At 70.3% G+C, this 19,071-nt stretch carries 21 protein-coding genes; 8 read left to right on the top strand and 13 right to left on the bottom strand.

From position 1 onward, the window contains the following. Window positions 1–9 precede the first annotated feature (9 nt). Entirely contained in the window at window positions 10–705 is a 696-nt protein-coding gene (locus tag ACFFJD_RS10115; protein WP_382363697.1) for a 4'-phosphopantetheinyl transferase family protein, read from the bottom strand. Continuing rightward, window positions 702–1,676, bottom strand: a complete 975-nt coding sequence (locus ACFFJD_RS10110; protein WP_382363695.1) for a metallophosphoesterase family protein — start codon at window positions 1,674–1,676, stop codon at window positions 702–704. Before ACFFJD_RS10110 ends, ACFFJD_RS10115 begins: the two co-directional genes overlap by 4 nt. A 107-nt stretch (window positions 1,677–1,783) precedes the next feature. On the opposite strand from ACFFJD_RS10110, the gene ACFFJD_RS10105 reads away from it, so the two are divergent. The 3 genes from ACFFJD_RS10105 to ACFFJD_RS10095 are packed head-to-tail and all read left to right on the top strand — an operon-like array spanning window position 1,784 to window position 3,597. Next, on the top strand, window positions 1,784–3,001 hold the full coding sequence (locus tag ACFFJD_RS10105; protein WP_382363693.1) for an NAD(P)/FAD-dependent oxidoreductase: 1,218 nt from the start codon (window positions 1,784–1,786) through the stop codon (window positions 2,999–3,001). 4 nt (window positions 3,002–3,005) lie between these two features. After that, window positions 3,006–3,326 carry a GNAT family N-acetyltransferase gene (locus ACFFJD_RS10100; protein ID WP_382363691.1) on the top strand — a complete coding sequence of 107 codons (321 nt, stop codon included), beginning with the start codon at window positions 3,006–3,008 and terminating at the stop codon, window positions 3,324–3,326. Window positions 3,327–3,369: 43 nt separating this feature from the next. Beyond that, window positions 3,370–3,597 carry a hexameric tyrosine-coordinated heme protein gene (locus ACFFJD_RS10095; RefSeq protein WP_382363689.1) on the top strand — a complete coding sequence of 76 codons (228 nt, stop codon included), beginning with the start codon at window positions 3,370–3,372 and terminating at the stop codon, window positions 3,595–3,597. Between the two features lie 16 nt (window positions 3,598–3,613). Here ACFFJD_RS10095 and ACFFJD_RS10090 read toward each other — a convergent pair whose 3' ends face one another. The 7 genes from ACFFJD_RS10090 to rimP form a co-directional block, all read right to left on the bottom strand. Continuing rightward, complete coding sequence (locus ACFFJD_RS10090) at window positions 3,614–4,831, bottom strand: MATE family efflux transporter (protein WP_382364456.1); 1,218 nt, start codon at window positions 4,829–4,831, stop codon at window positions 3,614–3,616. Between the two features lie 77 nt (window positions 4,832–4,908). Further along, entirely contained in the window at window positions 4,909–5,865 is a 957-nt protein-coding gene (locus ACFFJD_RS10085; protein ID WP_382363687.1) for a DHH family phosphoesterase, read from the bottom strand. Then, window positions 5,862–6,335 carry a 30S ribosome-binding factor RbfA gene (gene rbfA, locus ACFFJD_RS10080; protein ID WP_382363685.1) on the bottom strand — a complete coding sequence of 158 codons (474 nt, stop codon included), beginning with the start codon at window positions 6,333–6,335 and terminating at the stop codon, window positions 5,862–5,864. Before rbfA ends, ACFFJD_RS10085 begins: the two co-directional genes overlap by 4 nt. Beyond that, on the bottom strand, window positions 6,335–9,139 hold the full coding sequence (gene infB / locus ACFFJD_RS10075) for a translation initiation factor IF-2 (protein ID WP_382363683.1): 2,805 nt from the start codon (window positions 9,137–9,139) through the stop codon (window positions 6,335–6,337). Before infB ends, rbfA begins: the two co-directional genes overlap by 1 nt. A gap of 130 nt (window positions 9,140–9,269) precedes the next feature. Then, complete coding sequence (locus ACFFJD_RS10070) at window positions 9,270–9,464, bottom strand: YlxR family protein (protein ID WP_382363681.1); 195 nt, start codon at window positions 9,462–9,464, stop codon at window positions 9,270–9,272. Window positions 9,465–9,548: 84 nt separating this feature from the next. Further along, complete coding sequence (nusA, locus tag ACFFJD_RS10065; RefSeq protein WP_382363679.1) at window positions 9,549–10,604, bottom strand: transcription termination factor NusA; 1,056 nt, start codon at window positions 10,602–10,604, stop codon at window positions 9,549–9,551. Window positions 10,605–10,695: 91 nt separating this feature from the next. Beyond that, window positions 10,696–11,265, bottom strand: a complete 570-nt coding sequence (rimP, locus tag ACFFJD_RS10060) for a ribosome maturation factor RimP (RefSeq protein ID WP_382363677.1) — start codon at window positions 11,263–11,265, stop codon at window positions 10,696–10,698. 95 nt (window positions 11,266–11,360) lie between these two features. Between rimP and ACFFJD_RS10055 the strand changes: the two genes are divergently transcribed. Both ACFFJD_RS10055 and ACFFJD_RS10050 read left to right on the top strand, forming a co-directional pair. Beyond that, window positions 11,361–11,870 carry a hypothetical protein gene (locus ACFFJD_RS10055; protein WP_382363675.1) on the top strand — a complete coding sequence of 170 codons (510 nt, stop codon included), beginning with the start codon at window positions 11,361–11,363 and terminating at the stop codon, window positions 11,868–11,870. A 5-nt stretch (window positions 11,871–11,875) separates the two neighbouring features. Beyond that, a complete protein-coding gene (locus tag ACFFJD_RS10050) occupies window positions 11,876–12,310 on the top strand; it encodes a ferritin-like domain-containing protein (RefSeq protein ID WP_382363673.1) in 435 nt (144 codons plus the stop codon). Between the two features lie 209 nt (window positions 12,311–12,519). On the opposite strand, the gene ACFFJD_RS10045 is transcribed toward ACFFJD_RS10050, so the two are convergent. Then, entirely contained in the window at window positions 12,520–14,250 is a 1,731-nt protein-coding gene (locus ACFFJD_RS10045; RefSeq protein ID WP_382363672.1) for a proline--tRNA ligase, read from the bottom strand. Between the two features lie 56 nt (window positions 14,251–14,306). Between ACFFJD_RS10045 and yaaA the strand changes: the two genes are divergently transcribed. Further along, window positions 14,307–15,047 (top strand): peroxide stress protein YaaA, encoded by a 741-nt coding sequence (gene yaaA, locus ACFFJD_RS10040; protein WP_382363670.1) that lies wholly within the window; start codon window positions 14,307–14,309, stop codon window positions 15,045–15,047. Between the two features lie 27 nt (window positions 15,048–15,074). Here the strand turns inward: yaaA and ACFFJD_RS10035 are convergent, their stop codons facing one another. From ACFFJD_RS10035 to ACFFJD_RS10025, 3 genes are read right to left on the bottom strand one after another with little or no spacing between them, the layout of a single operon-like run. After that, window positions 15,075–15,548 carry a hypothetical protein gene (locus ACFFJD_RS10035; protein ID WP_382363668.1) on the bottom strand — a complete coding sequence of 158 codons (474 nt, stop codon included), beginning with the start codon at window positions 15,546–15,548 and terminating at the stop codon, window positions 15,075–15,077. Further along, the gene (gene cobA / locus ACFFJD_RS10030) at window positions 15,545–16,762 is read right to left on the bottom strand and encodes a uroporphyrinogen-III C-methyltransferase (protein WP_382363666.1); all 1,218 of its coding nucleotides are present in this window, start codon (window positions 16,760–16,762) and stop codon (window positions 15,545–15,547) included. The genes ACFFJD_RS10035 and cobA overlap by 4 nt, the downstream gene beginning before the upstream one ends. A 47-nt stretch (window positions 16,763–16,809) precedes the next feature. Next, complete coding sequence (locus ACFFJD_RS10025; RefSeq protein WP_382363664.1) at window positions 16,810–17,784, bottom strand: acyl-ACP desaturase; 975 nt, start codon at window positions 17,782–17,784, stop codon at window positions 16,810–16,812. Window positions 17,785–17,890: 106 nt separating this feature from the next. On the opposite strand from ACFFJD_RS10025, the gene ACFFJD_RS10020 reads away from it, so the two are divergent. After that, window positions 17,891–18,565, top strand: coding sequence for a response regulator (locus ACFFJD_RS10020; protein ID WP_382363662.1), 675 nt, complete (start codon window positions 17,891–17,893; stop codon window positions 18,563–18,565). Beyond that, window positions 18,562–19,068 (top strand): pyridoxamine 5'-phosphate oxidase family protein, encoded by a 507-nt coding sequence (locus tag ACFFJD_RS10015; protein ID WP_382363660.1) that lies wholly within the window; start codon window positions 18,562–18,564, stop codon window positions 19,066–19,068. Before ACFFJD_RS10020 ends, ACFFJD_RS10015 begins: the two co-directional genes overlap by 4 nt. Window positions 19,069–19,071: the final 3 nt, after the last annotated feature.

Genomic DNA, 19,071 nt, shown 5'->3' with positions numbered 1-19,071 from the left:
CAGCCGGTCTCAGCGCAGGGCGATCGAGGTCAGGATCAATCCGCCGGAGATCAGCCATCGCCCCGGCAGCGTCAACAGTGGCGGCCCGCCGTCGGTGGCGACGCCGTCGATCACGATGGTGGAGGTGAACGTTCCGGCCGCGACGATCTCGGCGGGCCCGGCGTTCGGATCGGCGGTCACCCGCTCGTCGCGGGTGAAGGTGATGTGCGCATCCTCGAAGCCCAGCCACCGCCCGGTCACCGGGAACCAAGCCTTGTAGGTGGCCTCCTTGGCGCAGAACAGCAGCCGGTCCCAGTGCAGATCGTCGCTGCGTTCGGCCAGCACGTCCCGCTCGGCGGGCAGGCTGGTGTGGCTCAGGACGCCGTCGGGCAGCGCCAGGTGCGGCTCGGCGTCGATCCCGAGCGAGCGCACCTGCATCGAATACGCGGCGACCGCCGCACGGTAACCGTCGCAGTGCGTCAGGCTGCCGACCACGCCCGACGGCCACAGCGGCATGCCCCGCTCGCCGCGCAGGATCGGCACCGGGTCGATACCGAGCTGTCCGAGCGCGCGGCGACCGCAGTGCCGCGCGGTGGTGAACTCGCGCCGCCGCTTCTCCACGGCCTGCGCCACCAGCACCTCCTCGGCGGGCAGCAGGTGCGCGTCGGCGGGATCGTCGAAGGCCTCGGCGGCGCCCACGCCGCGCGGCAGCAACAGCTCGATCATTCGGCCGCCTCCGCCGCGCGCCGTGCCCGACGGTCCCGGAGCCGCTGCACGCGCTCGCGGAACTCCTGCGCCTTCTCCTCGTAATCGGGCGGCAGCTCGAAGCGCACGCCGAGCTCGTTGAGGTCGTCGGCGCCGGTCCCGTCGTCCGGGACGATCTGCCGCAGCAACGGGTGCGGCAGACCGCGCCGCTGCCACTCCCGCGGGTAGCCCACCGAGACCTCCTCGAAGCGCACCCCGTCGTACCAGGTGGTGCGCGGGATGTGCAGGTGCCCGTAGACACAGGCCGCGGCGTTGAAGCGCGTGTGCCAGTCGTCGGTCAGCTCGCTGCCGCACCAGAGCGCGAACTCCGGGTACATCAGCGCATCGCACGGCTCGCGGCGCAGCGGCCAATGATTGATCAGCACGGTGCGTTCGGCCGGGTCGATCGCTTCGAGCCGCTCGCGGGTCGCCTCGATCCGCGCACGACTCCACGCATCGCGGGTGCCGAAGGGCTCGGGCGAGAGCAGGAATTCGTCGGTGGCCACCACGTTCGCCTCGCGGGCCACCGCCAGCGCCTGCAGCGCCGTGGTGGTGCCCTCCGGGCGGAACGTGTAGTCGTACAACAGGAACATCGGCACCACGCGCACCGGCTCGGCGCCGTCACCGGGGTCGAACAGCGGATAGCGGTCCTCCGGGGTCACCACCCCGATGTCCCGGCACGCCTGCACCAGGTAGTCGTAGCGGGCCACGCCGAAGATCTGCAGCGGATCCTTGGCGGTGGTGTACAGCTCGTGATTGCCCGGCACCCAGATCACCGTGTCGAAGCGGGCCTTGAGCCGACGCAGGGTGTCGACGATGTCGTCGGTGCGCTCGGCCACGTCGCCGGCGACGATCAACCAGTCCCCCGGCTCGCTCGGCCGGAGCTGGTCGATGATGTTCTCGTTGCCGCGATGAGCGACGTGCAGATCGCTGATCGCCCAGAGCTTCGCCATGGCCGCCAGTCTGCCACCACCGCATCGGCCCGGTGGCGGGTGAGCCCGCCGAACCGTTCCGACCGCGAAGGGCTGGACAACGCGCGCGGCGGGCGTAGCGTGAGGTCATGGACGGCTCAATGGTGATCATCGGCGGCGGTCTGGCCGCGGCGAAAACGGTCGAAGCACTGCGCGACAAGGGATTCGACGGCGCCATCACGGTGCTCGCCGCCGAAGCGCATCTCCCCTACGAACGACCGCCCCTGTCGAAGGATCTGCTGGCCGGCAAGGCCGAGCCCGCCGCGCTGTATCCCTTCGACGCCGATTGGTACGCCCGACATCGGGTGGACGTGCACACCGGAGTCCGCGCCACCAAGATCGATCGCGCAGGCCGCTTCGTCCTGACCGACCAGGGCTCGGCCGTCCACTACGACAAGCTCGTCCTGGCCACGGGTTCCCGGCCGCGCCCCTTCCCGGGCGACCCCGAGGTGGCCTACCTGCGGACCCTCGACGATGCGCAGGCCCTGCGGGCCCGGCTGGGCGAGGGCAAGTCGCTGCTGATCGTCGGGGCCGGATGGATCGGCCTGGAGGTGGCCGCCACCGCGCGCGCGGCCGGCACCCAGGTGACCGTGCTGGAACCGCAGCCGCTGCCGCTGGTGAAGATCCTCGGTGAATCGATCGCCGAGCTGATCGCGGACCTGCACCGCCGCCACGGCGTCCACCTGCACCTGGGCACCGGCGTGGCCGGCATCGACGTCGGCGATGCGCCCGGCGGACGCGTGCGCGCCGACGACGGCACGGTCTACGAGGCCGACACCGTGCTGGTGGGCATCGGCGCGATCCCCGAGGTGGGGCTCGCCGAGGCGGCCGGCCTCGCGGTCAGCAACGGCGTCGACGTGGACGCGGGCCTGGCCACCAGCGACCCGAACATCTTCGCCGTCGGCGACATCGCCAACCACGACCACCCCGTACTCGGCCGTCTGCGCGTGGAACACTGGGCCACCGCCCTGCATCAGCCTGCGGTCGCCGCGGCCAATCTGCTCGGCCACCACGAGCAGTACACGCGCCTGCCGTACTTCTACACCGACCAGTACGAGTTCGGCATGGAGTACCGCGGCCACGCCTCCGGCGAGGACCGCGTGGTGATCCGCGGCGACACCGACACGCTGGATTTCCTGGCCTTCTGGCTCGACGCCGACCACCGCGTCCTCGCCGGCATGAACGTCAACCGCTGGGACGACGGCGATGACATCGCCGCCCTGATCGCCGCCGGCACACCCGTCGATCCCGACGCGCTGGCCGATCCGGCGGTTCGGCTCGACACGCTCGCGGGACCACTACGGTAGGGGCATGGAGATCACGGTTCCACCGCCCACCGTCACGCTGGATCCGACGCCCACCCTGCGTGACAATCCCGACCGCGACCGCTACGAACTCTGGTCCGGCGAGGAACTCGTCGGCGTCGAGGGCTACGAGCGGACCGACGACGGTGACCTCATCCTGCTGCACACCGTGGTGACCGAGAAGTTCGGCCGCGCCGGCTTCGCCCGACTGCTGGTCTCCCAGGTCCTCGACGACGTCGCCGCCCGCGGCATCAAGATCACTCCGGTCTGCACCTACGTCCAGAAGTTCTTGGAGCGCTACCCGCAATATCGGGCCAACGTCCGATAAGCTGCATAACGACTACGTTAAATATGCACGGGAGGGCCGCGCCATGACCGAGACCTGGTTGACTTCACTGCAGGTGGCGACACCGCAGGAGGGCTTCGAATTGGCGATCACCCTGAGTCGACGCGGCGTGAAGTACACCCAGCCCGACGGCGAGGTCCTGCATCGCCTGCGCCCGGACTACGCCGAAGACGCCGACTCGCTGATCGCCGGCTCCCAGGTGGTGGCTCTCAACTTCCAGACGATCGCCGCCGCCAACGACTACTGGCGCTGACGATTCCGGCCGCGGATCACCGCAGCCAGGAACCCGATCGCACCCGCCAGGCGACGGCGGCCAGCCGCGCCAGCATGAAGACGAGCAGTCCGCTCCAGATGCCGGCCAGGCCCCAGTCGAACACCAACGACAGCCAGATCAGCGGGAGGAAACCCAGCAGCGCGCCGAGCAGGGTCGCCGTCCGCAGGAATCCGACGTCCCCGGCGCCCAGCAGCACGCCGTCGAGGGCGAAGACGACGCCGGCCACCGGCAGCATCGCCACCAGGAACCACCACGGCACCCGCGTCGCGGCGAGGATCTCCGGGTCGTCGGTGAAGATCCGGGGAATCACGGTGAATCCGGCGGCGAACACGGCCGCCAGCGCCACGGCCATCGCCGACGACGACAGCAGGGCCCGGCGGGCGTTCGCCTTGGCCGCACCGAAGGCCTTCGCCCCCAGCGCCGCACCCACCAACTGCTGGGCGGCGATGGCCAGCGAGTCCAACAGCAGGGCGATGAACTCCCACAGTTGCAGCACCAACTGGTGCGCGGCCACCTGTGCCACGCCGAACCGGGCCGCCACCGCGGCCGCGGAGACGAAGCAGATCTGAAAGGACGCGCTGCGCAGGATCAGATCGCGCGCCATCACCAGTTGCGCGCGGATCACCGGCGGATCGGGCCGCCATCGGTCGCTGGACTCGCGGATCAGGCGGCCGACGAACAGGACGCCGGTGAGACCCTGCCCCACCAGATTGGCCACGGCGCTGCCGGGCAGTCCGAGCCTGGGCGCACCGGCCAGACCGTGCACGAGCAGCACGCACGCCACCGCGGCCACCAGCAGCCCGGCGGTCACGTAGAGCACCGGCGGACGCGCCTGCTGCACGCCGCGCATCCATCCGTTCCCCGCCATCGACAGCAGGATCAGCGGCACCCCGAACACGGCGATGCGCAACCAGTGCGTCGCCGCCTCGGCCACCGCCGCGTCGGGTACCAGGGCCCGCATGATCAGCGGTGCGGCGGGATAGACCACGGCGATGATCGCCGCGCCCGCACCCAGCGCGATCCAGCTGGCCTGCACGCCCTCGGCCACCGCGGCCGCCCGGTGCCCCGCCCCGAACTCGCGTGCCGAGCGCGCCGTGGTGCCGTAGGCCAGGAAGGTGAGCTGGGTGCTGACGATGGCCAGCACCAGGGTGCCGACCGCGAGCGCGGCGAACTCGTCGCCGCCCAGGCGACCGACCACCGCCAGGTCCAGCATCAGGTACAGCGGCGGTGCGATCAGCACCAGCAGCGCCGATCCCGCCAGCTTGGCGAAGCCGGTCGACACGGCGGCGGCTACAGCGCGGCGCGCAGCCGCGCGACAACCTCGTCGGCAGTGCCCTCATCGCTGTAGCCCGCGGCGCGGGTGTGCCCGCCGCCGCCGAGCGACCGCGCGATCGGCACCAGGTCGACGGTGGACTTGCTGCGCAGCGAGACGTTCCAGCGACCGGGGACGCTCTCCTTGAAGACGGCCGTCACGTCGGCCTCGCGCGCGGTACGCACGATGTCGACGACGCTCTCGCCGTCCTCCCACGCCATCGGGGCCATCTGCTGTGCGTCGACCACCGCGTAGGCCAGACCTGCTCCCCCGCAAGCGGTTTCGTCGAGCTGGGCGGTGGCGAGCACCGCCGAGACCATCGCGAACCACCCGAACGGATGCGAGTCCATCAGCACCCGGCTCCAGTAGGCCGAGTCCACTCCGGCCGCCGTCAACCGACCGGCCACCACGAACGAGGCCGGCCGCGCCCACTTGAACGAACCGGTGTCGGTGACCAGCCCCGCGTACAGGCAGGTGGCGATGTCCTTGGTGAGTTCGACCTCGAGTGCGTCGAGCACGTCGAGCACCAGCACCGCCGTGCAATCGGCGGTGGCGTCGATCAGATCCAGGTCGGCGAAACCGTCGTTGGACACGTGATGATCGATGCACACGGTGGTCTCCGACGCGGTGAACACCGCGGCCAATCCCCCGAGTCGTTCGAGGGTGGCCGCGTCGACGGCCACCGCCACCGGGGCCGCCGACAGTTTCGCATCGTCGACGATCAATTCGGCGCCGGGCAACTGTCGCAGTGTTTCGGGCAGTTGTTCCGGACCGGGGAACGAGACCGATACCGACACGCCCCGTGCCCGCAGCGCCAGGCCCAGGGCCAGGGCGCTGCCGATGGTGTCGGCATCCGGTCGGATATGACTGAGGATGGAAACCGCCGACGTCTTTCGCAAGACGTCGGCGATCTCCATTGCTGAGGCAGGGTTCACCCGCGCGCCTCGGCTTCGTCGCCACCGGAGGAGTCTTCGTCCTCATCGTGCCGGTAGGGATCGGTGTCCCCGGCCGGGGTGGCGTCCTTGGCCGCACGCGCGACGAGCTCGTCCTGGGCGCGAGCCCGAGCGAGGAGTTCATCCATCGCCCGGGTCGCATCCGGGACCGTGTCGAGCTCGAACCGCAGGGTGGGCGTGAACCGTACCCCGGTCCCGGCGCCCACCAGGGAGCGCAGGGCACCGGTCGCGGCGGCCAGTCCGGCCTCCGCTTCGGCCACGTCGGGCTCGTCGTCGACCGACGCGCCCATCACCGTGTAGAACACCGTTGCGTCGTGCAGGTCCCCGGTGACCCGACAGTCGGTGACTGTCACGTGGGCCAGCCGCGGGTCCTTGATCTCGGTGCCGATCGCCGAGGCGACGATCGTCGAGATCCGCTTGGCGAGCCGTGCGGCCCGTGCGTGGTCGACCATCAGCTTCGCGCCTTCTCCACCATCTCGTAGTTCTCGATGATGTCGCCGACCTTGATGTCGGAGTAGGTCAAGGTCAGACCGCACTCGAAGCCCTCGCGGACCTCGGTGACGTCGTCCTTCTCCCGACGCAGCGACGAGACCGTGAGGTTCTCGGCGATGACCACGTTGTCACGCAGCAAGCGTGCCTTCGCGTTGCGACGGACCACTCCGGACTGCACCATGCAGCCGGCGATGTTGCCGACCTTGGACGACTTGAAGATCGCCCGGATCTCGGTGCGGCCCAGCTCGACCTCTTCGTAGATCGGCTTGAGCATGCCCTTGAGAGCCGCCTCGATCTCCTCGATCGCCTTGTAGATGATCGAGTAGTAGCGGATCTCGACGCCCTCGCGGTTGGCCAGCTCGGTGGCCTTGCCCTCCGCACGCACGTTGAAGCCGATGATGATGGCATCCGAGGCCGCCGCCAGGTTGACGTTGGTCTCGGTGACGCCGCCGACACCACGATCGATGATGCGCAACTGCACCTCGTCGTCGATCTCGATCTGCATCAGCGCCTCTTCGAGGGCCTCGACCGTACCGGAGTTGTCGCCCTTGAGGATCAGGTTCAGCTGGCTGGTCTCCTTCAGCGCCGAATCCAGATCTTCCAGGCTGATCCGCTTGCGGCTGCGCGCGGCCAGAGCGTTGCGCTTACGCGCGCTGCGCCGGTCGGCGATCTGCCGGGCGATGCGATCCTCCTCGACCACCAGCACGTTGTCGCCCGCACCGGGCACCGACGTGAAGCCGATGACCTGGACCGGACGCGACGGGTAGGCCTCCAGGACGTCCTCGCCGTGCTCGTCGACCATGCGACGAACGCGACCGTAGGCGTCGCCGGCGACGATCGAGTCGCCGACGCGGAGGGTACCGCGCTGGATGAGCACCGTGGCCACCGGACCGCGACCGCGGTCCAGGTGCGCCTCGATCGAGACGCCCTGGGCATCCATGTCCGGGTTGGCCCGCAGATCGAGCGACGCGTCGGCGGTCAGCAGGACCGCTTCGAGCAGCTGCTCGATGTTGGTGCCCTGCTTGGCCGAGATGTCCACGAACATGGTGTCGCCACCGTATTCCTCGGGCACCAGGCCGTACTCGGTGAGCTGACCGCGAATCTTGGCCGGGTCGGCGCCTTCCTTGTCGATCTTGTTCACCGCGACGACAACCGGCACGTCGGCCGCCTGCGCGTGGTTCACGGCTTCGACCGTCTGCGGCATGACGCCGTCGTCGGCCGCCACCACCAGGATCGCGATATCGGTGGCCTTCGCACCGCGGGCACGCATGGCGGTGAACGCCTCGTGACCCGGGGTATCGATGAAGGTGACCAGACGATCCTCGCCGTTGAGCTGGGTGTTGACCTGGTAGGCACCGATGTGCTGCGTGATGCCACCGGCCTCGCCCGCGCCGACGTTCTCCTTACGGATGGTGTCGAGCAGTCGGGTCTTACCGTGGTCGACGTGACCCATGACGGTCACCACCGGCGGACGCTGCGCGAGATCCTCTTCGTCGCCCTCGTCCTCGCCGTAGGTGAGGTCGAAGCTCTCCAGGAGCTCGCGATCCTCGTCCTCGGGGCTGACGACCTGGACGACGTAGTTCATCTCCGAGCCCAGGAGCTCCAGCGTCTCGTCGTTCACCGACTCGGTGGCCGTGACCATCTCGCCGAGGTTGAACAGCGCCTGGACCAGCGAGGCCGGGTTGGCGTCGATCTTGTCGGCGAAGTCCGACAGCGAGGCACCGCGAGCGAGGCGGATGACCGCGCCGTTGCCGTGCGGCAGACGAACGCCGCCGACGGCCGGAGCCTGCATCGAGTCGTACTCTTGCCGCTTCTGCCGCTTCGACTTGCGTCCCTTACGCGGCGCACCGCCGGGACGACCGAAGGCGCCGGCTGTTCCGCCGCGACCGCGCGGGCCGCCGCCACCACCGGGACGACCGCGGAAGCCGCCGCCCGCTGCGGGTGCGCCGGTACCGCCGCCACCGGGGCCACCCCGGTAACCGCCGCCGCCGCCACCGGGACCGCCACGTCCGGCGCCACCGCGGCCGCCGGGACGGGCATCCGGACGAGCCGCGCGTGCGGGCATCGCACCGGGGCTCGGGCGCGGAGGCATGCTGCCCGGGCTGGGCCGCGGACCACCGGGACCGGCCGCCGGACGACCCGACGGGGCCGGACGGCCACCGCCCGGACGCGGACCGGCCTGACCGGGACCCGGACGCGGGCCCTGGGGCCGCGGCGCGGGTGCCGGAGTGGACGAGTACGGGTTGTTGCCCACGCGCGGTGCGCGGGGCATCGGACGCGGGCCCGGCCGAGGCGCGGGTGCCGCGGGTGCTGCGGGAGCCTCCGGAGCAGCCGGTGCACTGGCAGCGGCCGGCTTGGGAGCGCCCGGCTTGGGCGACGGTGCGGCCGGCTTCTCGGCGGCCGCCGGGGCCGGAGCCGCGGGAGCCGCCGGAGCGGAAGCCGCGGGTGCGGCCGGGGCCGGGGCCGGGGCGCCGGGCTTGGGAGCACCGGGCTTCGGAGCGCCGGGCTTGGGGCCCGACGACTTGGGGGCGGTCGACTTCGGACCGGGCGACGCTGCCGCCTTGGTCGGCGTCGCCGCCGTAGTACTGCCACCCGCATCCTTTGCGGGGGCGAAAGACTCGCGGAGTCGACGGGCCACCGGGGCCTCAACTGTCGACGACGCGGATTTGACGAATTCTCCCTGGTCCTTCAGACGTTCCAGCACTGCTTTGCTGGTGACGCCGAGTTCCTTGGCCAATTCGTGGACGCGGGCCTTGCCTGCCACTGCTCTCCTCACTTGGAGGCCGAGCGGGCATCCGCTACGGCCTCGGGTTATTGAACCAACATGCTCATCGTGGCGACTTCACGGTGTGCTCATGTCTTCTACTCACCTGTCCTGGCTCCCTGCGGAGCCCCTATGGCGCCTCGTCGAAAATCTCGGCGAGGTCTTCCGGTTGCACGGTCAGCCCCTGCACCCGGAGCGCCGGTCCGAATGCCCGCCGCCGCACCGCCGTCGTCACACAGGACTCCGACGGATGCAGCCAGGCACCTCGTCCCGGCAGGTTCTTCCGGTGATCGATCACCAACTCTGATGCCGTATTCACCGCCATCCGGACCAGCATGGACTGTGGACTGCGTTGACGGCAGCCCACGCACATGCGGATCGGATGTGTCGACTCTGGAAGAACCACCGATCAGTCTAGCTCATTCGCGGCCGTTCGCGCGCCATCGGACTCGTCCGCGGTCGGGGCCGCCGGTTCGGCGGTCTCCGCGTCCGAACGGATGTCGATACGCCAGCCGGTCAGACGCGCCGCCAGACGCGCGTTCTGCCCCTCCTTACCGATCGCCAGGGAGAGCTGGTAGTCGGGAACCACCACGCGAGCCGCGCGCATCTCTTCGTCGACCACCTCCACCGAGACCACCTTGGCCGGCGACAGCGCATGGCCGACGAACTCGGCCGGGTCCGGCGAGTAGTCGATGATGTCGATCTTCTCGCCGCCGAGTTCGCTCATCACGTTGCGCACGCGCTGACCCATCGGTCCGATGCAGGCGCCCTTGGCGTTGAGCTCGGCCAGGCGGGTGTGCACCGCGATCTTGGAGCGGTGTCCGGCCTCCCGGGCCACCGCGACGATCTCCACGGAGTTGTCGGCGATCTCCGGCACCTCCAGAGCGAACAGCTTGCGCACCAGGTTCGGGTGGGTGCGCGAGAGGGTGATCTGCGGTCCGCGGATCCCGCGGGCCACCCCGATCACGTAGCACTTGACTCGGTCGCCGTGCTGCAGGTCCTCGCCGGGCACCTGCTCGGCGGGCGGGATCACGCCCTCGGTGACATTGCCCTCGGTGCCGATCTCGACCACCACCAGGCCCTTCGCCTTGGCACGCGCATCGGCCTGCACCACGCCGGCCACGATCTCGCCCTCGTGAGCGACGAGCTCACCGAACTGTTTCTCGTTCTCCGCATCCCGCAGGCGTTGCAGGATCACCTGGCGCGCGGTGGTCGCGGCGATACGGCCGAAGCCCTCGGGGGTGTCGTCCCACTCGTGCACCAGCGAGCCGTCTTCGTCCCGCTCCTGCGCCATGACGCGCACCTGTCCCGACTTGCGGTCGATGTCGATGCGGGCGTGCGCGGCGTAATTGTCGGTGTGCCGGTAGGCCGTGAGCAGCGCCGTCTCGATGGCGGTGATGACGGTATCGGCGGGGATACCCTTCTCGGCTTCGATCAGCCGCAATGCGGTGACGTCGATGTGCATGGTGGCGACTCCTATTCGCTTGTCGGATGGAATTGTGGGTATTGCGGGACTGGTTACTGGGGGGACTGGATACCGAGGGGGGTCCGGCGAGTCAGGTGGCGGGGGTCCGACGGCGAGCGATCTCGTCGTCGTCGATCCCGCAGCGGCGCAGCTCGGCTTCACCGGGCCGAGTGAAGTCCACCTCGATCACGGCGCGGTCGATGTCGGCCAACCGGATCGTGGTGGTGCTCATGCGGCCCTTGTTGTTGTGCACCAGGGTCACCGACTCGTCGTCGCTGTCCCCGATCCGGCCGAGCACCGTCGTCGTCGCGTCGCCGCCGGTCCGCACCGACACCTTGCGGCCACGAGCCCGCCGCCAGTGCCGGGGCGCGGTGAGGGGCCGCCCGATGCCCGGGGTGCTCACCTCGAGATCGTAGGCCTGCTCACCCCACAGGTCGGCCTCGTCGAGCGCGGCCGACAGCGTGCGAGACACCTCGGCCAGTTCGTCGAGTCCGATGCCGCCGTCCCGATCGACGAGAATGCGCACGGCCCGCGTCGGGCCGGCAGCACCCGCGGTCAGTTCCTCGAGGTCGTAGCCCGCTTCCTGCAGGACCGGACCGATCACACGCTCGATCCCCTCGACCGACGCTGCGGTCGCGGAGCGGCCACTGTTGGTCGTCACTGCATCTCCTCTTCGGGCGGTCGTGGCGGGGCCGGAGGGCCGCTGCACGGACCTTTCACCTTAGTCGATGCGGGCGGCTGGCAGAATCGGGCGATGTGACCGCTCGCGCCGCTGGCCCTCCCCCGACCGCCGTCTCTCGCCGTACCGTTCTGCGGGGCGGTGCCGCCCTGTCCGTCGCGGTCGCCGCGGGTACGTCGGTCGCGGCGTGCACACCACCCGTCTCGGACCGGCAACGCGCCGCCGAGGCCCTGGTCCCGCTGGTGCAGGCGGCCGATCTGCAACGCAGGCAGGCCGAGCAACTCGCACCGCGCGAGACCGCCTATGCGGCGGCCCTCGGGCAGGTCGCCGTCGAGCGCGGCGCTCACGCCGAGGCGCTCACCGACGAGATCAATCGACTCCACGCGCCGGCGGCCTCCGGGATCGCCGTTCCGGCCGGCGCCGGCACCACCGGCCTGACGCTCGAGGCCCTGCGCACCGGGCTGAGTCGGGCCGCCATTGCGGCGTCGGCGGGTGCGGCGGCCGCGGACGGTTTCCGCGCCGGGCTGCTGGCCTCGGTCAGCGCCTCCTGCACCGCGTTGCGCGAGATCCAACTGGGAGAGGGGTGACCGCGATGACTTCCGTGGCAGCACTCGAGAACGCGATCGACGCGGAGAACGCGGCGATCTTCACCTACGGCGTGACCACCGCCTTCATCGGCTCCGGTGATCGCGCCGCGGTCGGCGAATACGTCGCCGCACACCGGGTCCGGCGCGACGAACTGAACGACGACCTGGTGGCGCTGGGCGCACCGGAACGGCGGGCGGCCGCCGGCTACCGCCTCCCGGTGGAGGTGACCGGGCCCGAATCGGCCGCCACCGCCCTGCTTGCGGCGGAGACCGAATGTGCCCGCGCCTTCCGGGCGATGGCCGAGCAGGTCGACACACCGGAGCTGCGCGTGCGCGCGGTGGACGGTCTCACCGCGTGCGCGCTCCGCGCCGCGCACTGGCGTGGGGCGCTGGGCACCAGCCCGGTGACCACGGCGTTCCCCGGCGCCGCCCAGCAGTAGATCCTGGCAGTCGATCCTGATCCCGATCGACTCGCAGCTGCCGACCGTGAACCCTCGGCCGGGCACCACCGTGGACTCGACCCCTCGAACTCGACCCCTGCACGTTGAAAAGTGCTGAAAAGCGGGGGGTCCGCGGGCAATATGCCCGCGGACCCCGCGCTTTTCGACACTTTCTGGCCGAACGGCGCCGAACCGACCTCGGAATGCCGCTAGGCGCGCACCGCCGCGAGCACCGCGTCGACGGCCTCCGCGATCGGCACCGCGGTGGCCTCGCCGGTGCGGCGGTCGCGGATCTCCACGGTGCCGTCGGCCCAGCCGCGACCGACCACCACGACGGTGGGCATGCCGAGCAGCTCGGCGTCCTTGAACTTCACGCCCGGCGACGCCTTGCGATCGTCGAACAGCAGCTCCAGGCCGGCCGCGTCGAGCTGCGTGGCCAGTTCCTGGGCGCCGGCGACGGCGGCCTCGTCCTTGTTGGCGATCACCAGGTGCACGTCGAACGGCGCCACCCCGCGCGGCCAGGCCAGACCCTTCTCGTCGTGCAGCTGCTCGGCGAGCACCGCGACCAGCCGCGACACGCCCAGGCCGTAGGAGCCCATGGTGACCCGCACCGGCTTGCCGTTCTCGCCGAGCACGTCCAGACCGAAGGCGTCGGCGTACTTGCGACCCAACTGGAAGATGTGACCGATCTCGATGCCGCGCGCGGTCTCCAGCACGCCGCGGCCGTCCGGCGACGGGTCGCCGGCGCGCACCTCGGCGGCCTCGATCACACCGTCCGGCGTGAAGTCGCGCCCCGCGACCAGGCCGACCACGTGTTTGCCCGCCTCGTCGGCACCGGTGATCCACGACGTACCGGTCACCACGCGCGGATCGGCCAGGTAGGTGAAGCCCGCGGCCTGCACGCCCACCGGGCCGATGTAGCCGCGCACCAGCGCCGGGTTGGCCGCGAAGTCGGCATCGGTCAGCAGTTCCACGTCGCCGGGCTCGACGGCGGCCTCCAAGCGCTTGAAGTCCACCTCCCGATCACCCGGCACGGCGATCGCGGTGATCTCCCAGTCCTCGCCCGGCCTGCGGATCTTGACCATCACGTTCTTGAGGGTGTCGGCGGCGGTGTACTCGCCGTCGAGGGTCTCGTTGGCCCAGGCCACCAGGGTGTCGATGGTGGGCGTGTCGCCGGTCTCGTACACCACCGGCGCGGGCAGACCGTCGACCGGACGGGCCGGCGGCGCCGGCGTCACGACGGCCTCGACGTTGGCCGCGTACTCGGACTCGGTGCTGCGGACGAAGGTGTCCTCGCCCACCTCGCACTCGGCTAGGAACTCTTCGGAGGCGCTGCCGCCCATGGCGCCGGAGGTGGCGGCCACGATCACGTACTTGACGCCCAGCCGATCGAAGATCCGCTGGTAGGCCGAGCGGTGCAGCTGGTAGGCATGTTCGAGCCCGGCGTCGTCGACGTCGAACGAGTAGGAGTCCTTCATCACGAACTCGCGGCCGCGCAGCAGACCGGCGCGGGGACGCTCCTCGTCGCGGTACTTGGTCTGGATCTGGTACAGGATCACCGGAAGATCCTTGTAGGAGCTGTACTCGCCCTTGACCAGCTGGGTGAACAGTTCCTCGTGCGTCGGGCCGAGCAGCATGTCGTTGCCCTTGCGGTCCTGCAGACGGAACAGGTTGTCGCCGTATTCGGTCCAGCGCCCCGAGGTCTCGTACGGGTCGCGCGGCAGCAGCGCCGGCAGCAGGATCTCCTGGCCGCCCATCGCGTCCATCTCCTGGCGCACGATGTTCTCCAGGTTGCGGTACACCTTCAGCCCCAGCGGCAGCCAGCTGTAGATACCGGGGGCGGCGCGGCGGATGTAACCGGCCCGGACCAGCAGTTTGTGGCTGGGCACTTCCGCATCGGCGGGGTCGTCGCGCAGGGTGCGCAGAAACAGGGAGGACATACGCGTGATCACAGGTGGTCAGCGTAGTCGCCGTCCCGCCTCGCTACGGTGTTCGGGTGCTTGTGATCCTTCCGCCCTCCGAAACCAAGTCCGACGGCGGCGCCGGTGAGCCCCTGTCGCTGGACCGATTGTCGCTGCCCGAACTGACGGACACCCGTCGTCGGGTGGCCGACGCGCTCGTGACCCTGGCCGCCGACCTGGACGCCTCCCAACGCGCGTTGGGCCTGGGCAAGACCCAGCTGGCCGAGGTCGATCGCAACGCCGAACTGTTCGTCTCCCCCACCCGGCCGGCGATCACGCGGTACACCGGGGTGCTCTACGACGCCCTGGACTATCCGAGCATGACGCGGGCGAGCAAGGCCAAGGCCGCCGAGCGCCTGATGATCGGTTCGGCGCTGTTCGGCGTGGTGTCGGCCGCCGATCCGATCCCCGCCTACCGCCTCTCCGGCGGATCCAAGCTGCCCGGTTTCGGCACCCTCGCCTCGGTGTGGAAGCCGGTGCTGGCCCCCGCGCTGGAGGCTCTCGACGATTTCGTCGTCGATCTGCGGTCGGGCGCCTATCTGGGCCTCGGCCCGGTCCGCGGAGCCGTCACCGCGACCGTCGTCACCGAGGCCGCCGACGGCTCCCGCTCGGTGGTCAGTCACTTCAACAAGCACTACAAGGGCCTGATCGCGCGCGACCTGGTGACCACGCGCGCCAAGGTCGGCGACATCGACAAGCTCGCCGCGGTGCTCTCCGACGCTGGTCAGCGGGTGGAGATCACCTCGTCGACCCAGATCACCGTCGTCACGGACTGAACCGCCGCGGCGGCGCTCGCCGCCGCGCTACTGCTGCTGGGGGAAGAACCAGTCCTGCGCGACCTCGGCCTCGCCGTCCTCGTCGTCCTCGGGCTCCTCGGTCCGGTCGGCGCCGTACTTCTGCTCGGCCACCTGCACCTTCTGGGCGCGCACGCGTCCGTAGCCGTAGGCCCCGGCCATGCCGACCACACCGGTGGCCAAGCCGATGAGGGTGCCCAGCTGACCCGACTCGCCACCGGCGTCCGACGAGATCCGGTAGATCCAGCCGTTGAGTGCGATCACCGCGAGCGCGCCGAAGGTGAGCGGCCAGATGTAGACCGTCCACATGTTCTGCGCCGCGGGCTCGATGCCGTTGCCCCGGCGGTAGAGCTGCCAGGCGGTCATGATCACCACCGCGATCGCCACCAGTACAGCGGTCAGCACCGGCGACACCCACCAGGCGCCGATCGCTGCGGCCAGAAGGATCAGTCCGGAGACCGCTCCCACCACGCGAGCAGTCATGCCGACTCGCCCTCCTGCGGGTCGAGACCGGCCACCGGACCGATCACCACGATCGCCGGCGGCACCAGCTGCTCGGCGGCGGCGGTGGCCGCCGCGCCGGCCAGGTCGGTGCGGATCAACCGCTGATCCGGCCGCGAGGCGTTCTCGATCAAGGCCACCGGCGTATCACCGGCCTTGCCGCCGTCCATCAGCGCCTGCGCGAACGCGTCCAGTCGCTGCACCGCCATCATCAGCACCAGGGTGCCGCTCAGCTTGGCCAGCGCCGACCAGTCGGTCAGCGAGTCCGGATGTCCGGGCGCCACGTGCCCGGAGACGATCACCACCTCGTGGGTGACCCCGCGGTGCGTCACCGGGATCCCGGCCAGCGCGGGCGCGGCGATCGGAGAGGTGATGCCGGGCACCACGGTCACCGGGACACCGGCGGCCACGCAGGCCTCCAGTTCCTCGAAGCCGCGACCGAAGACGAAGGGGTCACCGCCCTTGAGCCGCACCACGAACTTGCCGGCGCGGGCCCGCTCGACCAGGATCTCGTTGATCTTCTCCTGCCGGATGGCCCGGCCGTACGGCACCTTGGCGGCGTCGATCACCTCCACGTGCGGGCCCAACTCGTCGAGCAGCGCGCCGGGCGCCAGACGGTCGGCCACCACCACCTCGGCCTGGGCCAGCAGACGCCGGCCGCGCACCGTGATGAGGTCGGGGTCGCCGGGGCCGCCGCCGACGAGGGCGACGCCGGGTGTGTGCGGGGTGGCCGCGGCCGCGGTCAGCGCGGTCCCTTCGGCCAGCGCGACGTTGATGGCCGCGCGGGTGGCGGCGCTGCGTCGATGGTCGCCGCCGGCGAGGACACCGAACTGCAGGCCGTCGTGCCGCCCGGACGCCGGGGTCACCGCGGTGCCGCGGCGGGCCTCGTCGGCGCGGACACAGAAGATCCGGCGCGCACTGGCCTCGGCGACCACCGCTTCGTTCACCGCCGGGTCGTCGGTGCAGGCCATCGCGTACCAGGCCTCGGCGAGGTCACCCTCGGCCCAGGCCCGGCGGTGCACGGTGATCGCCGGTTCGGCTTCGACGGTGGGTCGCGGGTCGACCGCGATCACGTGCACGTCCGCCCCGGCTGCGATCAGGTTGGGCAGCCGCCGCTGCGCGACGGACCCGCCGCCGACCACCACCACTTTGCGTCCGCGCAGGTCCAGGCCCGCGAGATAATGTCCTTCGCCCATGCCCGGAATCCTACTGGCTGCCCCGAAGCGACCATCCGGCCATCCGGTCAGGCGAGGCGAGCGCGTTCGCGGGCGAGGGCGCGTTCGCGCGCTGCCTCGAACTTGCCCACCTTCACGTTCATCTCCTCCAGGAACTCGGCGAGCTTCTCCCGGTACATCTCGCCGAGCGGACCGAAGTCGGTGCGCTCGAAGATGCGCCACTTGCGCAGCACCGGCATGATGACCTCCTCCATGTGCTGAGGCAGGTCGTAGATGCCGCCCTTGGCGATGAGGACCGCGTTGCGACGGAAGTTCGGCATGGAGGCGCCGGGCATCTGGAAGTTCGCGACGATGCCGTAGATCGCCGCCATCGCCTCGTCGGGCACCAGGTCCAGGGCGCCGGCGACGATGTTCCGGTAGAAGAGCATGTGCAGGTTCTCGTCGGCGGCCACCCGCTGGAGCATCCGGTCGGCGATCGGGTCGCCGCAGGCCTTGCCGGTGTTGCGGTGGCTGACGCGGGTCGCGAGTTCTTGGAACGAGACGTAGGTGACCGCGAAGAGCATGTCGAAGCTGTGGTCGCGCTGGCCGTCGTCGTTGGGCAGCGGGTTGAAGCCGCCGGTCATGTGCTGCATGCGGATCTCTTCCAGCTCCACCGGATCCACCCCGCGCGTAACCACCAGGTAGTCGCGCATCACGATCGAATGCCGCATCTCCTCGGCCGTCCAGCGGCCCACCCAGAAGCCCCAGGCGTCGTCGAGGCTGAAGTTGTCGGCGATCACCCGGTGGTAGGACGGCAGGTTGTCCTCGGTCAGCAGGTTGGTGATCATCGCGGCCTTGGCGGTCTCGGACAGCTGCGACTGCTCCGGATCCCAGTCGATGCCGCCGAGCATGGCGAAGTTGCGGCCGTCGTCCCACGGCACGTAGTCGTGCGGGTGCCAGTCGCGGGTCATCTTCATGTGCCGTTCCACTTCGGTCTCGCAGACCGGCAGCAGTTCACGCAGGAGATCCGAACCGCTCATGTTCTTTGTCATCAACGTGGTCATGGCTTCCATCGTGTCCCGGCCCGCCGGGGGTTCCCACCGTCGAAGGACCCGAACCGTCCGGGCCCGACGTCGCGGTCGCACCCGGGACCTGCGGTAGATTCGAGGCATGTCCACACCGCCTCCCACCACTGATTCCACCCCGGTGCGCGTCTACCTGGTCGACGACCACGAACTGGTTCGGCGCGGTCTACGCGACCTGCTCGGCACCGCCGGTGACCTGCAGATCGTGGGCGAAGCCGCCACCGTCGCCGAGGCCGTGACCGGGATCGAGGCCACCGCCCCGGACGTGGCGGTTCTCGACGTCCGCCTGCCCGACGGCAACGGCGTCGAACTGTGCCGGGAGATCCGCTCGCGCAACCGGAACGTCCGGGCCCTGATGCTCACCAGCTACGCCGACGACGACGCCCTCCTGGCCGCGGTCATGGCCGGCGCCTCCGGCTTCGTGCTCAAGCAGATCCTGGGCCACAACCTGATCACCGCGGTCCGCACCATCGGTCAGGGCGGCTCGCTGCTGGACGACCGCAGCACCGCCGCGCTGCTGGCGCGGCTGCGCGACGACAAGAAGGAAGAGACCGATCCGCTCGCCGATCTCACCGGACAGGAACGCGAAGTGTTCCGCCTCATCGGCGAGGGCCTGACCAATCGGCAGATCGCCGAGCGCATGTTCCTGGCGGAGAAGACCATCAAGAACTACGTGTCGCACATCCTGGCGAAACTCGACATGCAGCGTCGGACGCAGGTCGCGGTGATGGCCACCAAACTCGGCGAGCGCGGACGATGACCGGGCCGAGTGCGGACCGCCCGGAGTTCCCGGACGGGTACGGACTCCCGGAAAGCACCGACGGACTCCTCACCTGGGCCGACGTCGAACCCAAACTCGTTGCGGCCAAACACTATTGGCTGGCCAGCGTGCGTCCGGACGGGCGTCCGCACAGTGTTCCGCGCTGGGGCGTGTGGCTGGACGGTCGTTTCTACTACGACGGTGCGCCCACCACCCGGCACACCCGCAACACCGAGGCCAATCCGCACGTCACCCTCACCCTGGAGAGCGGCACCGACGTGGTGATCGTCGAGGGCCGCTCGACGGCCACCCGCGCCGACCCGGCGACCCTGGGGGCCCGTCTGGCCGAGGCCTTCGCCAAGTATCACGGGGACGACTACCACCCGGAGGCGGACGCGTGGTCCGGGGCCGACGGCGGCGGTCTGCGCCAGATCGTGCCCGAGCGGGCGTTGGCCTGGACGTCGTTCCCGGCCGACTGCACGCGGTTCCGCTTCGGCCGATAACGG

The organism is Gordonia phosphorivorans (assembly GCF_042432625.1).
Classification (GTDB): domain Bacteria; phylum Actinomycetota; class Actinomycetes; order Mycobacteriales; family Mycobacteriaceae; genus Gordonia; species Gordonia phosphorivorans.
This window is presented reverse-complemented; position numbering and strand designations above follow the sequence as displayed.

Coding starts and splice junctions, on each gene's coding strand:
- ACFFJD_RS10105 (WP_382363693.1), top strand. CDS start 1,784: ATGGACGGCTCAATGGTGATCATCGGCGGCGGTCTGGCCGCGGCGAAA.
- rbfA (WP_382363685.1), bottom strand. CDS start 6,335: ATGGTCGACCACGCACGGGCCGCACGGCTCGCCAAGCGGATCTCGACG.
- ACFFJD_RS10115 (WP_382363697.1), bottom strand. CDS start 705: ATGATCGAGCTGTTGCTGCCGCGCGGCGTGGGCGCCGCCGAGGCCTTC.
- ACFFJD_RS10050 (WP_382363673.1), top strand. CDS start 11,876: ATGACTTCCGTGGCAGCACTCGAGAACGCGATCGACGCGGAGAACGCG.
- ACFFJD_RS10020 (WP_382363662.1), top strand. CDS start 17,891: ATGTCCACACCGCCTCCCACCACTGATTCCACCCCGGTGCGCGTCTAC.
- ACFFJD_RS10070 (WP_382363681.1), bottom strand. CDS start 9,464: ATGGCGGTGAATACGGCATCAGAGTTGGTGATCGATCACCGGAAGAAC.
- ACFFJD_RS10110 (WP_382363695.1), bottom strand. CDS start 1,676: ATGGCGAAGCTCTGGGCGATCAGCGATCTGCACGTCGCTCATCGCGGC.
- nusA (WP_382363679.1), bottom strand. CDS start 10,604: ATGCACATCGACGTCACCGCATTGCGGCTGATCGAAGCCGAGAAGGGT.
- ACFFJD_RS10035 (WP_382363668.1), bottom strand. CDS start 15,548: ATGACTGCTCGCGTGGTGGGAGCGGTCTCCGGACTGATCCTTCTGGCC.
- ACFFJD_RS10095 (WP_382363689.1), top strand. CDS start 3,370: ATGACCGAGACCTGGTTGACTTCACTGCAGGTGGCGACACCGCAGGAG.
- cobA (WP_382363666.1), bottom strand. CDS start 16,762: ATGGGCGAAGGACATTATCTCGCGGGCCTGGACCTGCGCGGACGCAAA.
- ACFFJD_RS10090 (WP_382364456.1), bottom strand. CDS start 4,831: ATGCTGGACCTGGCGGTGGTCGGTCGCCTGGGCGGCGACGAGTTCGCC.
- ACFFJD_RS10100 (WP_382363691.1), top strand. CDS start 3,006: ATGGAGATCACGGTTCCACCGCCCACCGTCACGCTGGATCCGACGCCC.
- ACFFJD_RS10045 (WP_382363672.1), bottom strand. CDS start 14,250: ATGTCCTCCCTGTTTCTGCGCACCCTGCGCGACGACCCCGCCGATGCG.
- ACFFJD_RS10015 (WP_382363660.1), top strand. CDS start 18,562: ATGACCGGGCCGAGTGCGGACCGCCCGGAGTTCCCGGACGGGTACGGA.
- ACFFJD_RS10025 (WP_382363664.1), bottom strand. CDS start 17,784: ATGACCACGTTGATGACAAAGAACATGAGCGGTTCGGATCTCCTGCGT.